A 15,035-nucleotide genomic window follows, 5' to 3' on the forward strand; every position below is an offset into this window, starting at 1 on the left:
GCAAAGCGATTCCACCTTGCTTAGACCGAATCGTTAACTGCACAATATCCTTGAATATTATTCAAATGATGCACGGTATTAAATGAAACCGGTGCCAATATGCTTATCGACACCGGTTGGTAGTTCATTAGACTCACAAATCGAACAGATCGTGGTCACGAACGTATTGTTTATTACTTGCTCTCGCCATAAATCTTCTTATTGAAAGCGAAGTAGATAAGAAGGCCAACAACAATCATACCTGCATCAATTAGGAAGAGGTTGGAATAATTGGCGGCGAATCCAGTAGTGCCATTGATGCTGCCTATGGAGAGTGTTGGGGAACTCATCAGACCGCCTATGATGGCGATACCAATGGAACTGGAAACGTTCATAGCCAGGTCATTCATGCCTACGCCGCGTCCAGACTCATCCTTAGACAGGGTGCCAAGAACCGTTGAGACCAGCGGCGAGTAGAGGAAACCGCCTCCACCATAATAAATGCAGCCTGCAATGGTCAGAGCAATCGGTCCTAGATTGACGCAGAAGACGGCAAGAACAAAGCCGAGTATTTTCATGCAGCCCGCGGTGATAATTGCGGCACGACGACCGATCTTGCCAACGATCCACCCTGAGCAGATTCCTACAGTGGCCCCTACAACGAAAGCCCAGACGATATGCAGCGATACCTGTGAAGTGGTCAGGTGGAATACCTTGGTGCTGATTCCGTTAAAGAGCGGGGAGAAGGAATAGTTGGGCAGATAGAAGAGGAGGAGCAGAGATATTGCCATCAGCCAGCGCTTGTTGCGGAAGAAAGCCGGAGTGACGAAGGGATTTCTTGCCTTGTGGATGTATATTGCGAAGACAATGAAAAGAGCGGCAGAGGCAGCAAGCATCCACCAGCTCTTGTAGGAGAAGAAGAGGGTAATGAAAGCTGTGGCCAGGCCGAAGATCGTGAAGCCGATCGCATCAACTTTTTCACCGTTTCCTGTTTTATCAGGAAGATTCTTAAGAAGAAGGGGTAGGAAGAGTACAGTCACGGCGGGGATCAGGAATAGATACTGCCAATGAATCGAAGTTAAGAAGCCTGCAGCGAAGACGCCGATGGCAGCTGAGATCTGATATCCAGCGGTAAAGATCCCGAAAAATATGACCTTAAGTGAATCCTTAAGATATTTTGTTGCCACAACCAAATAAACGGAGCCGGCCACCTGCTCGCCAGCCGTCTGGATAGCTCGAGCTACAATGACCGTCCATATATTAGCAGTGAAATAGTAGTTGGCTACAAATCCAAGAACTGAACCGAATACCAGCAAGGTAATGCCTACAACTACCATTTTTTTGAGTGAGACGAAATCTCCCAGAGAGCCGTAGATGAAGCATACGATACCGAGAACAATACTGGGAATCGCTGTTATCAAGGAGGCTTGCCCTGGTGCTCCAACGCTTTCTCCGATTTCCTGGAAGACCAGATTGAATCCTTGTAGGCATAAAGTACCCAGGACGAAAGTGATGAGTAGCGGAATTAAGGCTTTGACAGCCATGTCGCTTGTTATTTCCGCTTGTTGAGAGGAACTCTGTGATTGCGAGCCATTTTTGGCTGCAGTCGTGCTGTCTGACATGATTGCTCTTATTCTCTCTTTATTATCTATATCAATTAACGGGTTTACCGGTGTTTGGCTTCATTGCTGGTCAGAGACAACTAGGGAGGTTCTGGTCATGAATTCGTGCAGGAAACGCTCTACATCTACTTTGATGGCCACTTGAGTGGTCTTGGTGGCATCGTTGAGCCTGTTCTTGTCTCCAATAGTTCTTCCTCTAGTGGCTCCGTCAGTCTCAACTTTCAAGTTGACACCCAGGGTCTTGACCAATGTGGGGTCAACGGCTACTGCTACGGCCAGGGGATCATGCAAACCGCAACCGCCCAAGCCTGGGGACGTAAGCTCATATGCGTGGATGTAGTAATCTGTCATGTCGCTGAGAAAAGCGGCAGCGGGGGTTCCCAGCGCTCGCCATTGTTTGGTTTCGTTTTTCGTCAGCAAAGTCTGCAAAGTAACGTCAAGACCAACCATGGTGCATTGGGCTCCGGATGTGAACAGTGCATTAGCAGCTTCGGGGTCTTGCGATATGTTGGCTTCCCGCCATGGCGCCACATTGCCTGTAACAGTCAGTGCGCCTCCCATGACCACGATTCCCCCCATGATTTCCTTAATGGAAGGGTCTTGTTTCACGGCTGCGGCGATATTGGTCAGTGGCCCCGTGGCCACATAAGTCAGATCCTTGCCGTATTTATGAGCTGAATTGATAATAAAATCGACCGCTGATGATACTTCCTGGCAGCGAGGCGAATCGGGTATTGTCACATCGCCGATTCCATTTTTACCATGGATCAGCCGTGATCCCTCCAAGACCTCGAAGAAGTCCTTGTTGGTTGCATGGGGTAGACCAGGGTAAACAGGGACTTCTGCATGACCAAATAAATCGGTGATAGCCAGGTCATTGCGGATTCCTTGCCTCATGGTTACGTTGCCGTAGGTTGCGGTGATACCGATCAGCTCTACCTCTGGGCTTCCAAGAGCGTAGGCGATGGCAAGGGTGTCATCAATTCCGGTATCAAGGTCGAGTATGAACTTCCTCAATTGTTCGCCTTTCCAATAGCAGCAATGAGTGAATACAAAGCATCTGCGCTCCCTCTAAGCATCTTTGCCTCACTTGCATTCTTTAAAACAAAGAAGATAAAACCTTTTATCGTCTCTGTGGTGAATAAATTATCAAATAGGATTTAACTTGTCAAATCTTTGGGTGAAAAAGGTGATGAGCAATAGATCTCCATAGTTGTTTCCGCGAGGTGAATGAGCGGAAAGAAATAGTAGATGGGTGGTGTATTCTTAACTATCAATAGGCCTTGATCCGTCATCAGCGGGGAGCCTTCGGAAGAACGGGACTGCTTGCGGCGATCCTCAGTAGAACCGACGGGTGGGCCCGCATAGCCCAGATCAAGCGGTCCGGTGCGGGTCATTGGCCGGGCAAGCGAGGTGGTACCGCGGTGGGCCCCCTGGGTCCCTCGTCCTCGGTATGGCGACATGAACGACCAGCGAGGAGCGTGAACGGTGAATCAGACCACTGATACCTCAGATGCGACAAATCGGGATGGCGAAGTCTATCCCAAGGCGGTGGTGGACCCGGCTCTGGCTAAGGTGAAGCCCAATCCTTCCTTCCCTGATATGGAGGAGTCCGTTCTGGACTACTGGGATCAGGACGACACCTTCAACAAATCGGTGGATCGCCGTCCATCTGGCGATCATGCCGACAACGAGTTCGTCTTCTTCGATGGTCCGCCCTTCGCCAACGGCCTGCCCCACTATGGGCACCTGCTGACAGGCTACGTCAAGGATGTCATTCCTCGCTACCAGACCATGAAAGGCCACAAGGTCAACCGTGTCTTCGGCTGGGACACCCATGGTCTGCCCGCCGAGTTGGAGGCCCAGCGCGAGCTTGGTATCGACAGCGTGGATCAGATTGAGCAGATGGGCATCGAGAAGTTCAATGACGCCTGCCGCGCATCGGTGCTCAAGTACACCAGCGAGTGGAAGGATTACGTCCATCGTCAGGCCCGCTGGGTGGACTTCGATCACGGATACAAGACCCTGGATGTTTCCTACATGGAGTCGGTCATGTGGGCTTTCAAGACCCTCTACGAGAAGGGCCTGGCTTATAAGGGGCACCGGGTGCTGCCCTACTGCTGGAAGGATCGAACACCGCTGTCCAACCACGAGCTGCGCATGGATGCCGATGTCTACCAGGACCGGCAGGACACCACCGTCTCCGTGGCCGTCAAGCTTAGGGACGAGGACGCCTATGCGGTCTTCTGGACTACTACTCCCTGGACCGTCCCTACCAACCTGGCCATCGTGGTCGGCGCAGGCATCGAGTACTCGGAAGTCAGCCCGGTGTCTGGGCCATTCGCCGGCAAGCGCTTCTACATCGCCACGGCCCGCTTGGGCGATTACGCCAAGCAGCTGGGGGAGGACTACCAGGTGGTCCGCACCCTCAAGGGGTCCCAGATGGAGGGCTGGCGGTACTGGCCGGTCTTTCCCTACTTTGCCGGAGAGCAGGCCGAATCAGAGGGTGGCACCCCCGGCCCCAATGCCTATACCATCTACATGGCTGACTACGTCGACACTGTGGAGGGCACCGGCCTGGTCCACCAGGCTCCCTATGGCGAGGATGATATGAACACCCTGAACGCCAAGGGCATCCGCAGCGTGGACGTCCTCGATGCCGGGGCCGTTTTCATCGAGCAGTGCCCCGACTACCAAGGCATGCAGGCCTTCGATGCCAACATGCCCATTATTCGCAACCTGCGCGCAGGGGACGGCCCCCTGGCCCGGATCCCCGCCGAGCACCGGGCCATCCTCTTCCAGGAGAAGAGCTACGTCCACTCCTACCCCCACTGCTGGCGTTGTGGCACTCCGCTGATCTACAAGCCGGTCTCCAGCTGGTTCGTCTCCGTAACCAAGATCAAGGACCGCCTTCTGGAACTCAACCAGCAGATCAACTGGATCCCCGAGAATGTCAAGGACGGCCAGTTCGGCAAGTGGCTGGCCAATGCCCGTGACTGGTCCATCTCCCGCAATAGGTTCTGGGGCTCGCCCATCCCGGTCTGGGTTTCTGACGATCCCAAGTATCCTCGGGTGGATGTTTACGGGTCCCTGGATGAGCTCAAGAAGGACTTCGGACGTTACCCGACCGACGAAAAGGGGCAGATCAACATGCACCGGCCCTGGATCGATCAGCTGACCAGGCCCAACCCTGACGATCCGACCGGCAAGTCCACCATGCACAGGATCACTGATGTGCTGGACTGCTGGTTCGAGTCAGGCTCCATGCCCTTCGCCCAATTCCACTACCCCTTCGAGAACAAGCAGTATTTCGAGGACCGGGATCCCTGTGATTTTGTGGTCGAGTACATCGGTCAGACCCGCGGCTGGTTCTACACCATGCACATCATGTCCACGGCCCTCTTCGATAAGCCGGCCTTCAAGAACGTGATCTGCCATGGCATCGTCCTGGGCTCCGACGGCCAGAAGATGAGCAAGCACCTACGCAACTATCCGGATGTGAATGAGGTTTTCGACGAGTACGGATCCGATGCCATGCGCTGGTTCCTGATGAGCTCGTCCATCCTGCGCGGCGGCAACCTGGTCGTCACCGCCGAGGGCATCCGTGACACGGTCCGTCAGGTTATGCTGCCGGTCTGGAGCTCCTACTACTTCTACACGCTCTACGCCAACGCGGCCAATATGGGAGCCGGCTACCAGGCCCAGGCGCTGACACCGGACTGGGTGGCGAGTCTGCCGGAGATGGACCGCTTCCTGCTGGCGCGGACCCGCCGGCTGATCCGGTCGGTGCAGAAGGCCCTGGACGACTTCGCCGTCTCGGATGCCTGCGATGCGGTGACCGACTTCATCGATGTACTGACCAACTGGTACATTCGCAACAATCGCGACCGTTTCTGGAGTGAGGACCACCAGGCTTTCGACACCCTTTATACGGTCCTGGAGGCCTTCGCCCGCGTTCTGGCCCCTCTGGCGCCCATGGAAGCCGAGCAGATCTGGCGTGGTCTGACCGGTGGGGAGTCGGTCCATCTGGCCGACTGGCCCTTCCTGGCCGATGAGTCCACCGGACAAGAGACCGAACTGGGGCAGGTCCTGCGTGATGATCCTGCCCTGGTAGCTGCCATGGAGAAGGTTCGCGAGGTGGTTTCGGCCACCCTGGCCCTGCGCAAGGCCGAGCAGATCCGCGTCCGCCAGCCGTTGTCCCGGTTGACCGTGGTGGTTCGCGACCCCGATGCGGCCCGTTCTTACGTGGACGTGCTCAAGTCGGAGCTGAACATCAAGAATGTGGAATTCTGCACCCTGGACCAGGCCGGCCAGCATGGCCTGCGAATCATCCACGATCTCAAGGTCAACGCCCGTGCGGCTGGGCCTCGGCTGGGCAAGCAGGTTCAGTTCGTCATCAGGGCTTCCAAGCAGGGCGACTGGTCCGAGCAGGACGGGCACGTGGTCGTCGCTACCCCCGACGGATCGGTGGCCCTGAAGCCAGGCGAATACGAGCTGGACAACCGGATCGAGCAGGAGGATGGCTCCCAGGCCGACAGATCGGCCTCTGCAGCCCTGCCCACCGGTGGCTTCGTCATTCTCGACACACAGCTGGACGACGACCTCCTGGCCGAGGGCTATGCCCGAGATCTGATCCGCCAGGTTCAGGATGCCCGGAAGACTGCCGGTTTGGACATTGCTGATCGAATCCGGCTGACCCTGACCTTGCCCGGGGAGGATGCCCCCAAGGCCCAGCAGTTCAGCGACCTGATCGCTCGCGAGACCCTGGCCACCAATCTGACCGTCAATGTTGGCGATCTGGACCAGCCGCAGGTCGACCTGGTCAAGGCCTGATCCTAGTTGCACAAAGGGGTTCCATCCTGCATCAGATGGAAACCCTTTGTGATGCGTCCTGCCGGGCGTGATACCCGGCTGCCGATCAGCCCTTGACCTTGTCGCTGACCTGGTCCAGGGTCTGCATATCCTGGTCGCTCAGTTCCAGATGGGCGGCGGCCAGAAGGGCCGGCAACTGTTCCGGAGTGCGTGCAGAAGCGATGGGGGCTGCGATTCCAGGCCTGTGGTTGAGCCAGGCCAGGGCTACGGTGGCCAGTTCAACATCGTGGGCCTTGGCGATGCCGTCCATGGCGGCGACCACATCCAGCCCCTCCTGGGTGAAGAAGTCCTTGACCATGCCCTCGCGCTGCTTGCCCTTGAGGTCGTCCATGGTACGGTACTTGCCCGTCAAGAAGCCCGAAGCCAGCGAGAAGTAGGGGAAGACCGCCAGATTCTCGTCCCTGGCGACCTGCATGAGGCCATCCTCATAGGTCCTGCGGTAGACCAGATTGTACTGGGGCTCCAAGGCCACCGGCAGGGTCAGGCCCTCCTGGCGCGCTATCCTGAACCATTCGCGGATCCGGTCAGGTGTGTAGTTGGACAGGCCGATGGTCCGGACCTTGCCCTCCTTGACCAGCTTGTCGAAGGCTGCCGCGGTCTCCTCCAAGGGGGTGGAGCTGTCGTCGAAGTGGGCGTAGTAGAGGTCGATCACATCCAGGCCCAGCCTGAGCAGGGAGGCATCGGCAGCGGCCTCGATGTTCTTGGCTGAAAGACCAGAGTACTGGGGGTGTTGGCTGACCTTGGTGGCCACCAGGACCTTGTTGCGGTTGCCGTTCTTGGCCAGCCAGCGGCCCAGGACGATCTCGGATTCGCCGCCGGAGTGGCCGGGGGCCCAGGCCGAGTAGACGTCAGCTGTGTCGATCAGGTTGCCTCCGGCTTCTGTGTAGGCGTCCAGGACCTGATCAGACTCTGATTCGTCACTGGTCCATCCGAAGGTGTTGCCGCCCAGAACCAGGGGGAAGATTTCGGTGTCGATGCCGCGTAGTTTTGCCATATTCATCCTTTCGGGTTGAAGCCTTGTCAGGCCGAGTCTATTACCGTTCCAGGCGCCAGAACGGATTATTCAGATGTGTGCCTCATGTATAGTGATGGAGGGGAGGCCGGAATGGTGCGGTTTTCAGGTCCGACATCCAAGGGTTTTAAGCTCGAAGGAGAACACTCATGCATTTAGACATTGCCATTGCGGTCGCCGTGTTGGTCCTGGCGCTGATCATCTTCCTCTCGGGAATCTTCGTGGTGCCCCAGCAGCAGGCGGACATCATTGAGCGCTTTGGCAAGTACCACCGGGTGGCGCAGGCGGGCATCCACGCCAAAATTCCCCTGGTGGACCGGATAGCCACCAAGACCAACCTGCGCGTCAACCAGCTGAACGTCAAGCTGGAGACTAAGACCAAGGATAATGTCTTCGTCACCGTGGAGGTCTCCGCACAGTTCCGGGTGGAGGCGGCCAACGTGGTTACGGCCTACTATGAGCTGGTCGACCCGGCAGGCCAGCTGCGCTCCTACATGGAGGATGCCCTCAGATCGGCCATTCCCGCCCTGAGCCTGGATGACGCCTTCGCCCGCAAGGATGACATCGCCTCCGATGTGCAGCAGACTGTTGGCCAGGAGATGCAGCGCTTCGGATTTTCGGTTATCAAGACCCTGGTCACCGCCATCGACCCCTCCGCCCAGGTCAAACAGGCCATGGACTCCATCAATGCGGCCCAGCGCGAAAAGGAGGCTACCCGTGAACGTGCCGAGGCCCACCGTATCGAGATCGAGACGCAGGCCAGGGCGGATGCCGAGAAGACCAGAATGCAGGGCGAGGGCCAAGCCAACTACCGGCGGGAGATCGCCAATGGCATTGTGGACCAGATCAACAGTCTGCGGGCCGTGGGCATGGATATTGATGCCGTCAACAATGTGGTGCTCTTCAACCAGTATCTCGATGTTATGCGCTCGCTGGCCGAGTCTGACAATGGCAAGACCCTGGTCCTGCCCGCGGCGACCCCTGGTGGCTATAACGAGCTCTTTAACCAGATGACCGCAGCGCTGATGACCGCCCAGAGCAGTCAGGGAAGTGCGGATCCCAGCCACGACCGCAAGAGTGCGGACGCAGAGAGCGGATCTGGAACGCCAGTTCTGTAAGTTCTTCTAAAAAGATTTGAACAAAACAACAGCAACAACCCCCCGTATGGTAGGTCCGGCGGGGGTGGAGGGGGGGTCAGCTTTTCAAGAAGTCGGCTATGGCCTCGGCGGCTCGATAGCCCTTGTCGTACATGGCGTTGAGCCCCTTGAGCGACTTGCTCAGCGTGGTCAGCCCACACAGGCTGTCCGGGGCCAGGATGAGCGCCTGGCCCTCCTTTTCGGCTTGCTTGGCCAGAGCCACCTCGTCGTTGTAGGTGCGGTAGCGCTCCATTAGGCGCTCGCCGGCCGCCGGATAGGTCCTCGACAGGATTCGGGCCGGCAGGACATCCTTCTTCTGCTCACGCAGAATGTCCCTCTGGCGTGTCAGGACAAGGACGATGCGTTCATAGCCCTCGTCCATGGCCTTGCGGATCGGGACCGGGTCAGCGATACCGCCGTCCAGATAGGGCACGCCATCGAGCATGTATGGCTTATTGGCCACCGGCACGCTGGATGAGGCCTTGAGTATGTCATAGTTGTCCTGGGCCAGGTCGGACTTGTCAAAGTAGGCGGTGGATCCGTCAGTGGCCTTGCAGGCCACTACGGTCAACAGGGCCGGGTTGGCCTTCAAAGCCTGATAATCCAGCGGGTATTCTCCGTCATGGGCCGACAGTTTGCCATAGACGTAGTCCAAGTCGACAAAGGCGTGCTTGGTCAGGAAGTTGCTCACGCTTGCGTACTCCTTACGCGAGGAGTAGACGGTGTAGAAGCGGTAGCAGCGTCTGAGCTGGCCCGACAGGAAGGAGGCCAGATTGGCGCTGCCGGCCGAGATCCCATAGCAGTGGTCGAAGGCGATGCCCTGCTCCATGCAGCGGTCGAAGACGCCGGCGCCGAAGATGGACCGGTAACCGCCGCCTACGTCAATGACGGCTGTTCTTTTGCGTGCCATGGGCACCTCGATTCCTGACAGGTATCCTCCCTTGATGACAGCTTATGCGTGAACGTTGGACAAGCCGTTCAGGGGCGGCATGAGGCCAGTAGCCGCTTGGACAGATCCAGCATGGCTGGCGAGGGATCAGAGTTGGCGATCTCTACTCTGCCGGGGCCGGGGTCCGGGTTGAGGGCATCGGCTTGGGCCAGCAGATCCTTGAGGTGGCGGGCCGTTCCCGGGTTGCCGTCAATCAGTGCCAGGCCTGGCGGGCAGATGCGGGCGATGGACTTGCGGAAGAAGACGAAGTGGGTGCAGCCCAGGACCAGGGCATCCAGGTTCTGCAGATCGTAGGGGTCCAAGTAACGGTGCAGAGTGGCGTCGACCAGGGTCTGGTCATTTAGCCTGTCAGACTCCACAATGGTCACCAGGTCTGGGCAGGGCTGGGTAAGGATGGTGTGCCTGCCGGAGAACCGTGCCATCAGGCGCGAGAACTTGGCCTCTTTCAAGGTCAGCGGGGTGGCAGTGACCAGAACCCGCTGAGGTCGGCCTCCGCTGCGCGTACAAGCCAGTTTCAAGGCCGGCTCCATGCCGATGACAGGGACCGGATAGCGCTGGCGCATCTGATCAACGCAGACGCTGGTGGCGGTGTTGCAGGCGATGACCATGGCCTTGACGCTCTGGTCCATGAACCGGTCGCCGATGACCTGGCAGCGCTTGGCAATCCGGTCCGGCTCCTTGGTGCCGTAGGGGGCGTAGGCGGAATCTCCGAAGTAGAGCAGACTTTCTTGGGGCAGAAGGTTCTGAATGGCTGCGGTGACGCTCAGACCGCCGAGCCCGGAGTCGAAGATCCCGATCGGTGCATCTGATGCCATGTGATCTGCTCCTTTCGCAGCCGAAGAACCAGCCTAGCCTGTCGCCGAAGGGCCGTACCCTACAAGCATGAGTATTCCCCGGACTGTTTACAAAATGCAAGCCACCGGCAACGATTTCGTGGTCTACGCCGATCCCCGGGGGGATCTGGAACCTACGGCCGACCAGGTGCGATGGCTGTGCGACCGGCATTTCGGGGTCGGAGCCGACGGGGTGATCCGGCTGACCCACCCGGCCGATGTCAGCGACTTGGACCAGGCGCAGGTGGATGCTTGTGACCGTTTCGGCTGTCAGTGGTTCATGGACTACCGCAACGCGGACGGATCACTGGCGCAGATGTGCGGCAACGGGACGCGGGCTATCACCCTCTTCGCTCAGAAGCAGGGGCTGACGCCAACCATGGAGGGGTCCTCCTTCCTGCTGGGGACCCGAGCCGGGGTCAAGCGGATTGTCTCGTGCAGTCCGATGAAGTGCGATGGCGAGCATGTGTTCATGGTCAAGGTCGGGGCCTGGCGGATGGGGCCGGTGGGGCAACAGCTGATTGACGGCGGCGCCCTAGGAGGCTCGGCTCCTGGCACCATGGTGGATATGGGCAATCCCCACGCAGTCGTTCTGACGGCAGTCGCTGCCGAGTTGGAGGCCAGCGGGTTGCCGGGGACCGTGGCCGACCTGCTGGCCAGGACCGATCTGCCTGATCCGGGCGATCTGGACCTGTCGGCGCCGCCGCGAGTCAGGCCCGGGCTTGCCGAGGGGCAGAATGTGGAATTCCTGCGTCTGGATGCCTTGGATGCCGACAATGGCAGCGGTCGGGCCACCATGAGGGTTTATGAGCGAGGCGTGGGCGAGACCCTGTCCTGCGGGACGGGCCTATGCGCCAGCGGCGTGCTGCTGCGAGCCCTGACTGGAGTTGATCATTGGACCATCCATGTGGGCGGGGGCTGTCTGAAGGTGGATGTGGATCCGCAGGATGTGTGGCTGACCGGACCGGCCAGAATGGTCGCCCGTCTGACCCTGGAGCACGTGCCAGGCTGCTGATCAGCCGAAGAGGGCAGAGCCTTCCACAGCCAAGACGATGGTTGCCAAGGCAACCAGCCAGATCAGATCGACCATCAGATCGAAGTGCCGCTGGTAGTAGATCTGCAGCCATCCCGACCTCTTGCGCGGAAGACCCTGCTGGGTCACCGTGGCGTGGCTGAAAGCCATGAATTGCAGGCTGGTGGCGAAGGTCATGACCAGGCACCAAGGGCATAGGGCGTGGATGACGAAGAGCGACTGGGTGAACAGCCAGAGCGCATAGGCCAGAGCGGCGAGCGAGGCCAGCCAGGTCCCTGCTGCCAGCAGCGCGGGCATCTTGATCCGGCAAAGGCCCACAACGGCCAGCGTCAGAAAGACGGATTCAGCGATCAGTCCAAGGAAGGCATTGGGAACCGGCAGGGTGCCCAGACGAAACAGCTCGGCCTGGGGTGAGTGGGCCACGGCTGAGCAGGAGACCACTGAGTTGATGTCACAGCTGAGCTGGCCCTGGGGGTGACGTGCCAGCTGCAGGGTTTCCGCTGACAGAACCAGGCTGGCGTAGAGGGTTGCAAGTGAGGCCAGGGCGGCAATCAGATAGCTGGAAGGGGCTGAAGAGGTCGATTCACTCATGGGGTCCATCACCTCAATGGCTGGGGAGATTCTCTGGGACAGGAACGCGTTCACGAGTTTAGGATGGAGGCATGACGCATGAGGATACTGCCACGGTTTCCGGGTGGGATCTGCACTGCCACACCGTGTTCTCGGACGGCACCGTGACGCCTAGGGGGATGGTCGAGCAGGCGCAGCAGCTGGGTCTGGAAGGTTTGGCCATCACCGACCATGACACCAATGCGGGCTGGGATCAGGCCCGTCAGGTTGCCCAAAACTTGGGGATGCCACTGTTGCCGGGCACTGAAATCACCGCGCAGGATGGTCGTGTCTCGGTTCACATGCTGGCCTACCTCTATGATCCGGAGGATCCGGTCATCGCCAGGCTCTTTGCCAAGACCAGGGAGGCCAGGCTGGCTAGAACCAGGACCATGGTCGAGCAGATTTCCCGAGATTATCCGATCACCTGGCAAAATGTGCTGGACCAGGTCAAGGAGGGATCGAAGACAACGGTGGGCCGTCCGCATATTGCCGACGCTCTGGTAAAGGCCGGTGTCTACGCCGACCGCAGCCAGGCTTTCGCCGGGGTCTGCTCCTCCAGAAGCGCCTACTACCTCCCCACGCCCTCGCCGACCACCCACCAGGTGCTGGCAGCCGTTAACCATGCGGGGGGCGTTTTGGTCATTGCTCACCCGGGTGCGGTCAGCCGCAATCCCGTCCTGCTTTCCGACCAGCAGATCGCCGCGCTGGCCAGAAAGGGCCTGGGAGGCTTGGAGGTCTGGCACCGGGACAATCCGCCCGAGCAGCGTCGACGGCTGTTGGCTCTGGCTCAGCGCTGGGGGTTGCTGGTGACCGGCGGATCGGACTGGCACGGCCAAGGCAAACCCAATCACATGGGGGAGAACAGCACCAGCGACGAGGTGGTGGCCCGAATCGTGGACAGGGCCCGGGGGAGCCATCCGGTGGCCTGGAAGGGTTAACGGATATGAATCGGGGGCGGTCGCGGACCACAAAGATCCTGCCGCCCCCGTCAGGCGATCACAGCCTCAGTCGGAGGAGCCTCCCAGAACGCCGAAGCCCACAGGATGGGTGGTGTCGGAACCAACCACTGCGTAGCCTAGCGACTCCTTGGGAACGATGATGTGCCGACCCTTGTCGTCCACCAAATCGATGGGTCCGCCCTCGTTCAGTGCCTGGGCGATGTGGGCAGCCACCTCGTCCGCCTTGGCGTTGGTGCTGAAGCTGACCGTGCGGGCCACATTTTTGATGCCGAATTCGATATCCATCGTTACCTCCAAGGTTTTTCTCCGTCGCCCAGACCTGCCGGTCCACGGATCTTCCGGTCTCATTATTCGCTGACCCTGGTGATTACGCTCTAAGCGTCCCCGTGGGGCTCCTCCTGGGGAGAGCTCGTGTCTGGCGGCGATGCCGATGCTTGTCCGTCTGTGGTGAGTGTGGGGATCTGCTCGGGCAGAGGTTTTCTGGGAAGGACGATGGTCTCTGTCTGATCGTTTGCAAGAGCCTGAGTTGACGAAGCATCATGCGGCTGGGAAACGGCGTCTCCTGAATCAGCGGCGTTCGAGGGCTGGTCATCTCCGGACGAGTGGCTTATTGCAGCCTGCGAATCCGCTTCGCCATCTGCATCCCCGTCGCTGGGGGCTGGGTTGCCGATGCCGCGGAAGTGATCGCTCAGGCCTGAGTCTTCGTCTTGGGCAGCAGGAGCAACAGCTGGCTGCTTGCGTTGATCGTCACTGCCAAGGTCTGTGCTCTGGTCCTGCCCAATGGGCTTATTCTTGGCATCGGAGTGCCCCATGGCGGTCTGGGCCACAGCCAGATCAGCCATTTCCGCCCTGTTGATGGCGATGGTGGCTGAGCTTTCATCGGACGCTTCTGTCGGGGCGGGGTCCGGTTCTGGTGTCGGATTCTCCTGCAGCTCGGCTACAGAGGGGGCTTCAGCATTATCGTCGCCCAGCAGGGTGCCTACGGTGATGGTGGAGGGTGCACCGGCAGGTGACGGACTTGGCGTCTGCTCCTGGCGACGGGTGCGCTGGACCTGCTCATGATCGCCCAGCTGCTGGGCTAGGCGCTCAACCTGGGCTTTGAATTGGATGATCCGTTCGTTGTCCGCATGATCCAGGGCGGTGATGAAGTCGCCCACCTGCTCCATCTGCAGCCAGAGGTTGGCTCGGAGCATGATCAGGTCGTCCAGCCGAGCCCCCATCATCCTGCCGTAGGCTGCAATGACTGCATTGCGGCGGGATCCGTCCAGCTTGGCGAAGATCCAGGCCAGATCACGGGCAGGATCGTTGACCTGCATATCCTGCCAGCCGTAGAGTCCGCTCAGCCCGGAGCCTGCATAGAGCAGGTCTCCATCGGAGAAGCCTCCGTGCACGGTGCAGGTTTCAAAGGACCAGAGTCCGTCGGTCGCCACGATGGAGGCCCAGGAATCGGTGATTTCCTTGGGCACGTGGCCATCCATGCGCAGCCGCTTGATCCATCCCCGCAGTTGGGCTGCGATTTGAGCGGTGGAGAAGACCGGATATCCGTGGGTTTTCAGAAAATCAGGACGCACCCGGTGGATGGCGCCGATGGCGGTGCCTGCGGCGGTGCATTCGTTCAAGGTCAGCAGATGAAGGGGACGGATTCGGCCTGGGCAGTGGGTCATGACGGCAACAGCGGTGGTGCCGGTCGGACTATCGGCCCTCTCCCCGGGCTGGTAGGCCAATATGCGCTCGACCCGGAAGCCCATGGCCGCTATCTCTTTGGCATCGGCCAGGGCCTGAGCCGCCTTGACCCGAGCGGCCAGCCGACGTTTGCCGGCCTCCGAGCTGGTGGCCCAGACGTCGTAGACGTTGCCGGTTGCATCCTGGACCACGGCGCAGTCCACGCCCTGTGTACGGTCCAGGCTGCTGAGCTGGTCGCAGTCCCGCGCACCGGTCATGGGCACCTCGGGCATGGTGGCCGATGCCAGGGCGGCCAGGGTCAGCTTCGTTCGTTCACTCACACCCTCAAGGATAATACAAGGACTG

At 59.3% G+C, this 15,035-nt stretch carries 12 protein-coding genes; 4 read left to right on the top strand and 8 right to left on the bottom strand.

Annotated features, from left to right (window positions below):
* Nucleotides 1-173: 173 nt before the first annotated feature.
* On the bottom strand, nt 174-1,601 hold the full coding sequence (locus tag J3U06_RS04805) for an MFS transporter (RefSeq protein WP_416378931.1): 1,428 nt from the start codon (nt 1,599-1,601) through the stop codon (nt 174-176).
* Between the two features lie 60 nt (nt 1,602-1,661).
* Nucleotides 1,662-2,618, bottom strand: coding sequence for a nucleoside hydrolase (locus tag J3U06_RS04810; RefSeq protein ID WP_267400737.1), 957 nt, complete (start codon nt 2,616-2,618; stop codon nt 1,662-1,664).
* Between the two features lie 471 nt (nt 2,619-3,089).
* Here J3U06_RS04810 and ileS point away from each other — a divergent pair, with 471 nt between their 5' ends.
* The gene (gene ileS, locus J3U06_RS04815) at nt 3,090-6,434 is read left to right on the top strand and encodes a mupirocin-resistant isoleucine--tRNA ligase (RefSeq protein WP_267444485.1); all 3,345 of its coding nucleotides are present in this window, start codon (nt 3,090-3,092) and stop codon (nt 6,432-6,434) included.
* Nucleotides 6,435-6,519: 85 nt separating this feature from the next.
* Here the strand turns inward: ileS and J3U06_RS04820 are convergent, their stop codons facing one another.
* On the bottom strand, nt 6,520-7,467 hold the full coding sequence (locus J3U06_RS04820) for an aldo/keto reductase (protein ID WP_220237012.1): 948 nt from the start codon (nt 7,465-7,467) through the stop codon (nt 6,520-6,522).
* 167 nt (nt 7,468-7,634) lie between these two features.
* Here J3U06_RS04820 and J3U06_RS04825 point away from each other — a divergent pair, with 167 nt between their 5' ends.
* Nucleotides 7,635-8,603, top strand: coding sequence for an SPFH domain-containing protein (locus J3U06_RS04825; RefSeq protein ID WP_267400734.1), 969 nt, complete (start codon nt 7,635-7,637; stop codon nt 8,601-8,603).
* Between the two features lie 76 nt (nt 8,604-8,679).
* On the opposite strand, the gene J3U06_RS04830 is transcribed toward J3U06_RS04825, so the two are convergent.
* Both J3U06_RS04830 and murI read right to left on the bottom strand, forming a co-directional pair.
* On the bottom strand, nt 8,680-9,531 hold the full coding sequence (locus tag J3U06_RS04830) for a patatin-like phospholipase family protein (RefSeq protein ID WP_267444486.1): 852 nt from the start codon (nt 9,529-9,531) through the stop codon (nt 8,680-8,682).
* A gap of 68 nt (nt 9,532-9,599) precedes the next feature.
* Entirely contained in the window at nt 9,600-10,385 is a 786-nt protein-coding gene (gene murI / locus J3U06_RS04835) for a glutamate racemase (RefSeq protein WP_267431306.1), read from the bottom strand.
* 67 nt (nt 10,386-10,452) lie between these two features.
* On the opposite strand from murI, the gene dapF reads away from it, so the two are divergent.
* Entirely contained in the window at nt 10,453-11,418 is a 966-nt protein-coding gene (gene dapF, locus J3U06_RS04840) for a diaminopimelate epimerase (RefSeq protein ID WP_220237016.1), read from the top strand.
* Here the strand turns inward: dapF and J3U06_RS04845 are convergent, their stop codons facing one another.
* Nucleotides 11,419-12,027, bottom strand: coding sequence for a vitamin K epoxide reductase family protein (locus tag J3U06_RS04845; protein ID WP_267444487.1), 609 nt, complete (start codon nt 12,025-12,027; stop codon nt 11,419-11,421).
* A gap of 71 nt (nt 12,028-12,098) precedes the next feature.
* Here J3U06_RS04845 and J3U06_RS04850 point away from each other — a divergent pair, with 71 nt between their 5' ends.
* Nucleotides 12,099-12,986: a PHP domain-containing protein gene (locus J3U06_RS04850; RefSeq protein WP_220237018.1), complete on the top strand. Its 888-nt coding sequence runs from the start codon at nt 12,099-12,101 to the stop codon at nt 12,984-12,986.
* Between the two features lie 66 nt (nt 12,987-13,052).
* On the opposite strand, the gene J3U06_RS04855 is transcribed toward J3U06_RS04850, so the two are convergent.
* Nucleotides 13,053-13,292, bottom strand: coding sequence for a DUF3107 domain-containing protein (locus tag J3U06_RS04855; protein ID WP_220237019.1), 240 nt, complete (start codon nt 13,290-13,292; stop codon nt 13,053-13,055).
* An 89-nt stretch (nt 13,293-13,381) separates the two neighbouring features.
* The gene (locus tag J3U06_RS04860) at nt 13,382-15,010 is read right to left on the bottom strand and encodes a phosphotransferase (protein WP_416378932.1); all 1,629 of its coding nucleotides are present in this window, start codon (nt 15,008-15,010) and stop codon (nt 13,382-13,384) included.
* Nucleotides 15,011-15,035: the final 25 nt, after the last annotated feature.

This window comes from Bifidobacterium sp. B4142 (assembly GCF_026537325.1).
Lineage (GTDB): Bacteria > Actinomycetota > Actinomycetes > Actinomycetales > Bifidobacteriaceae > Bombiscardovia.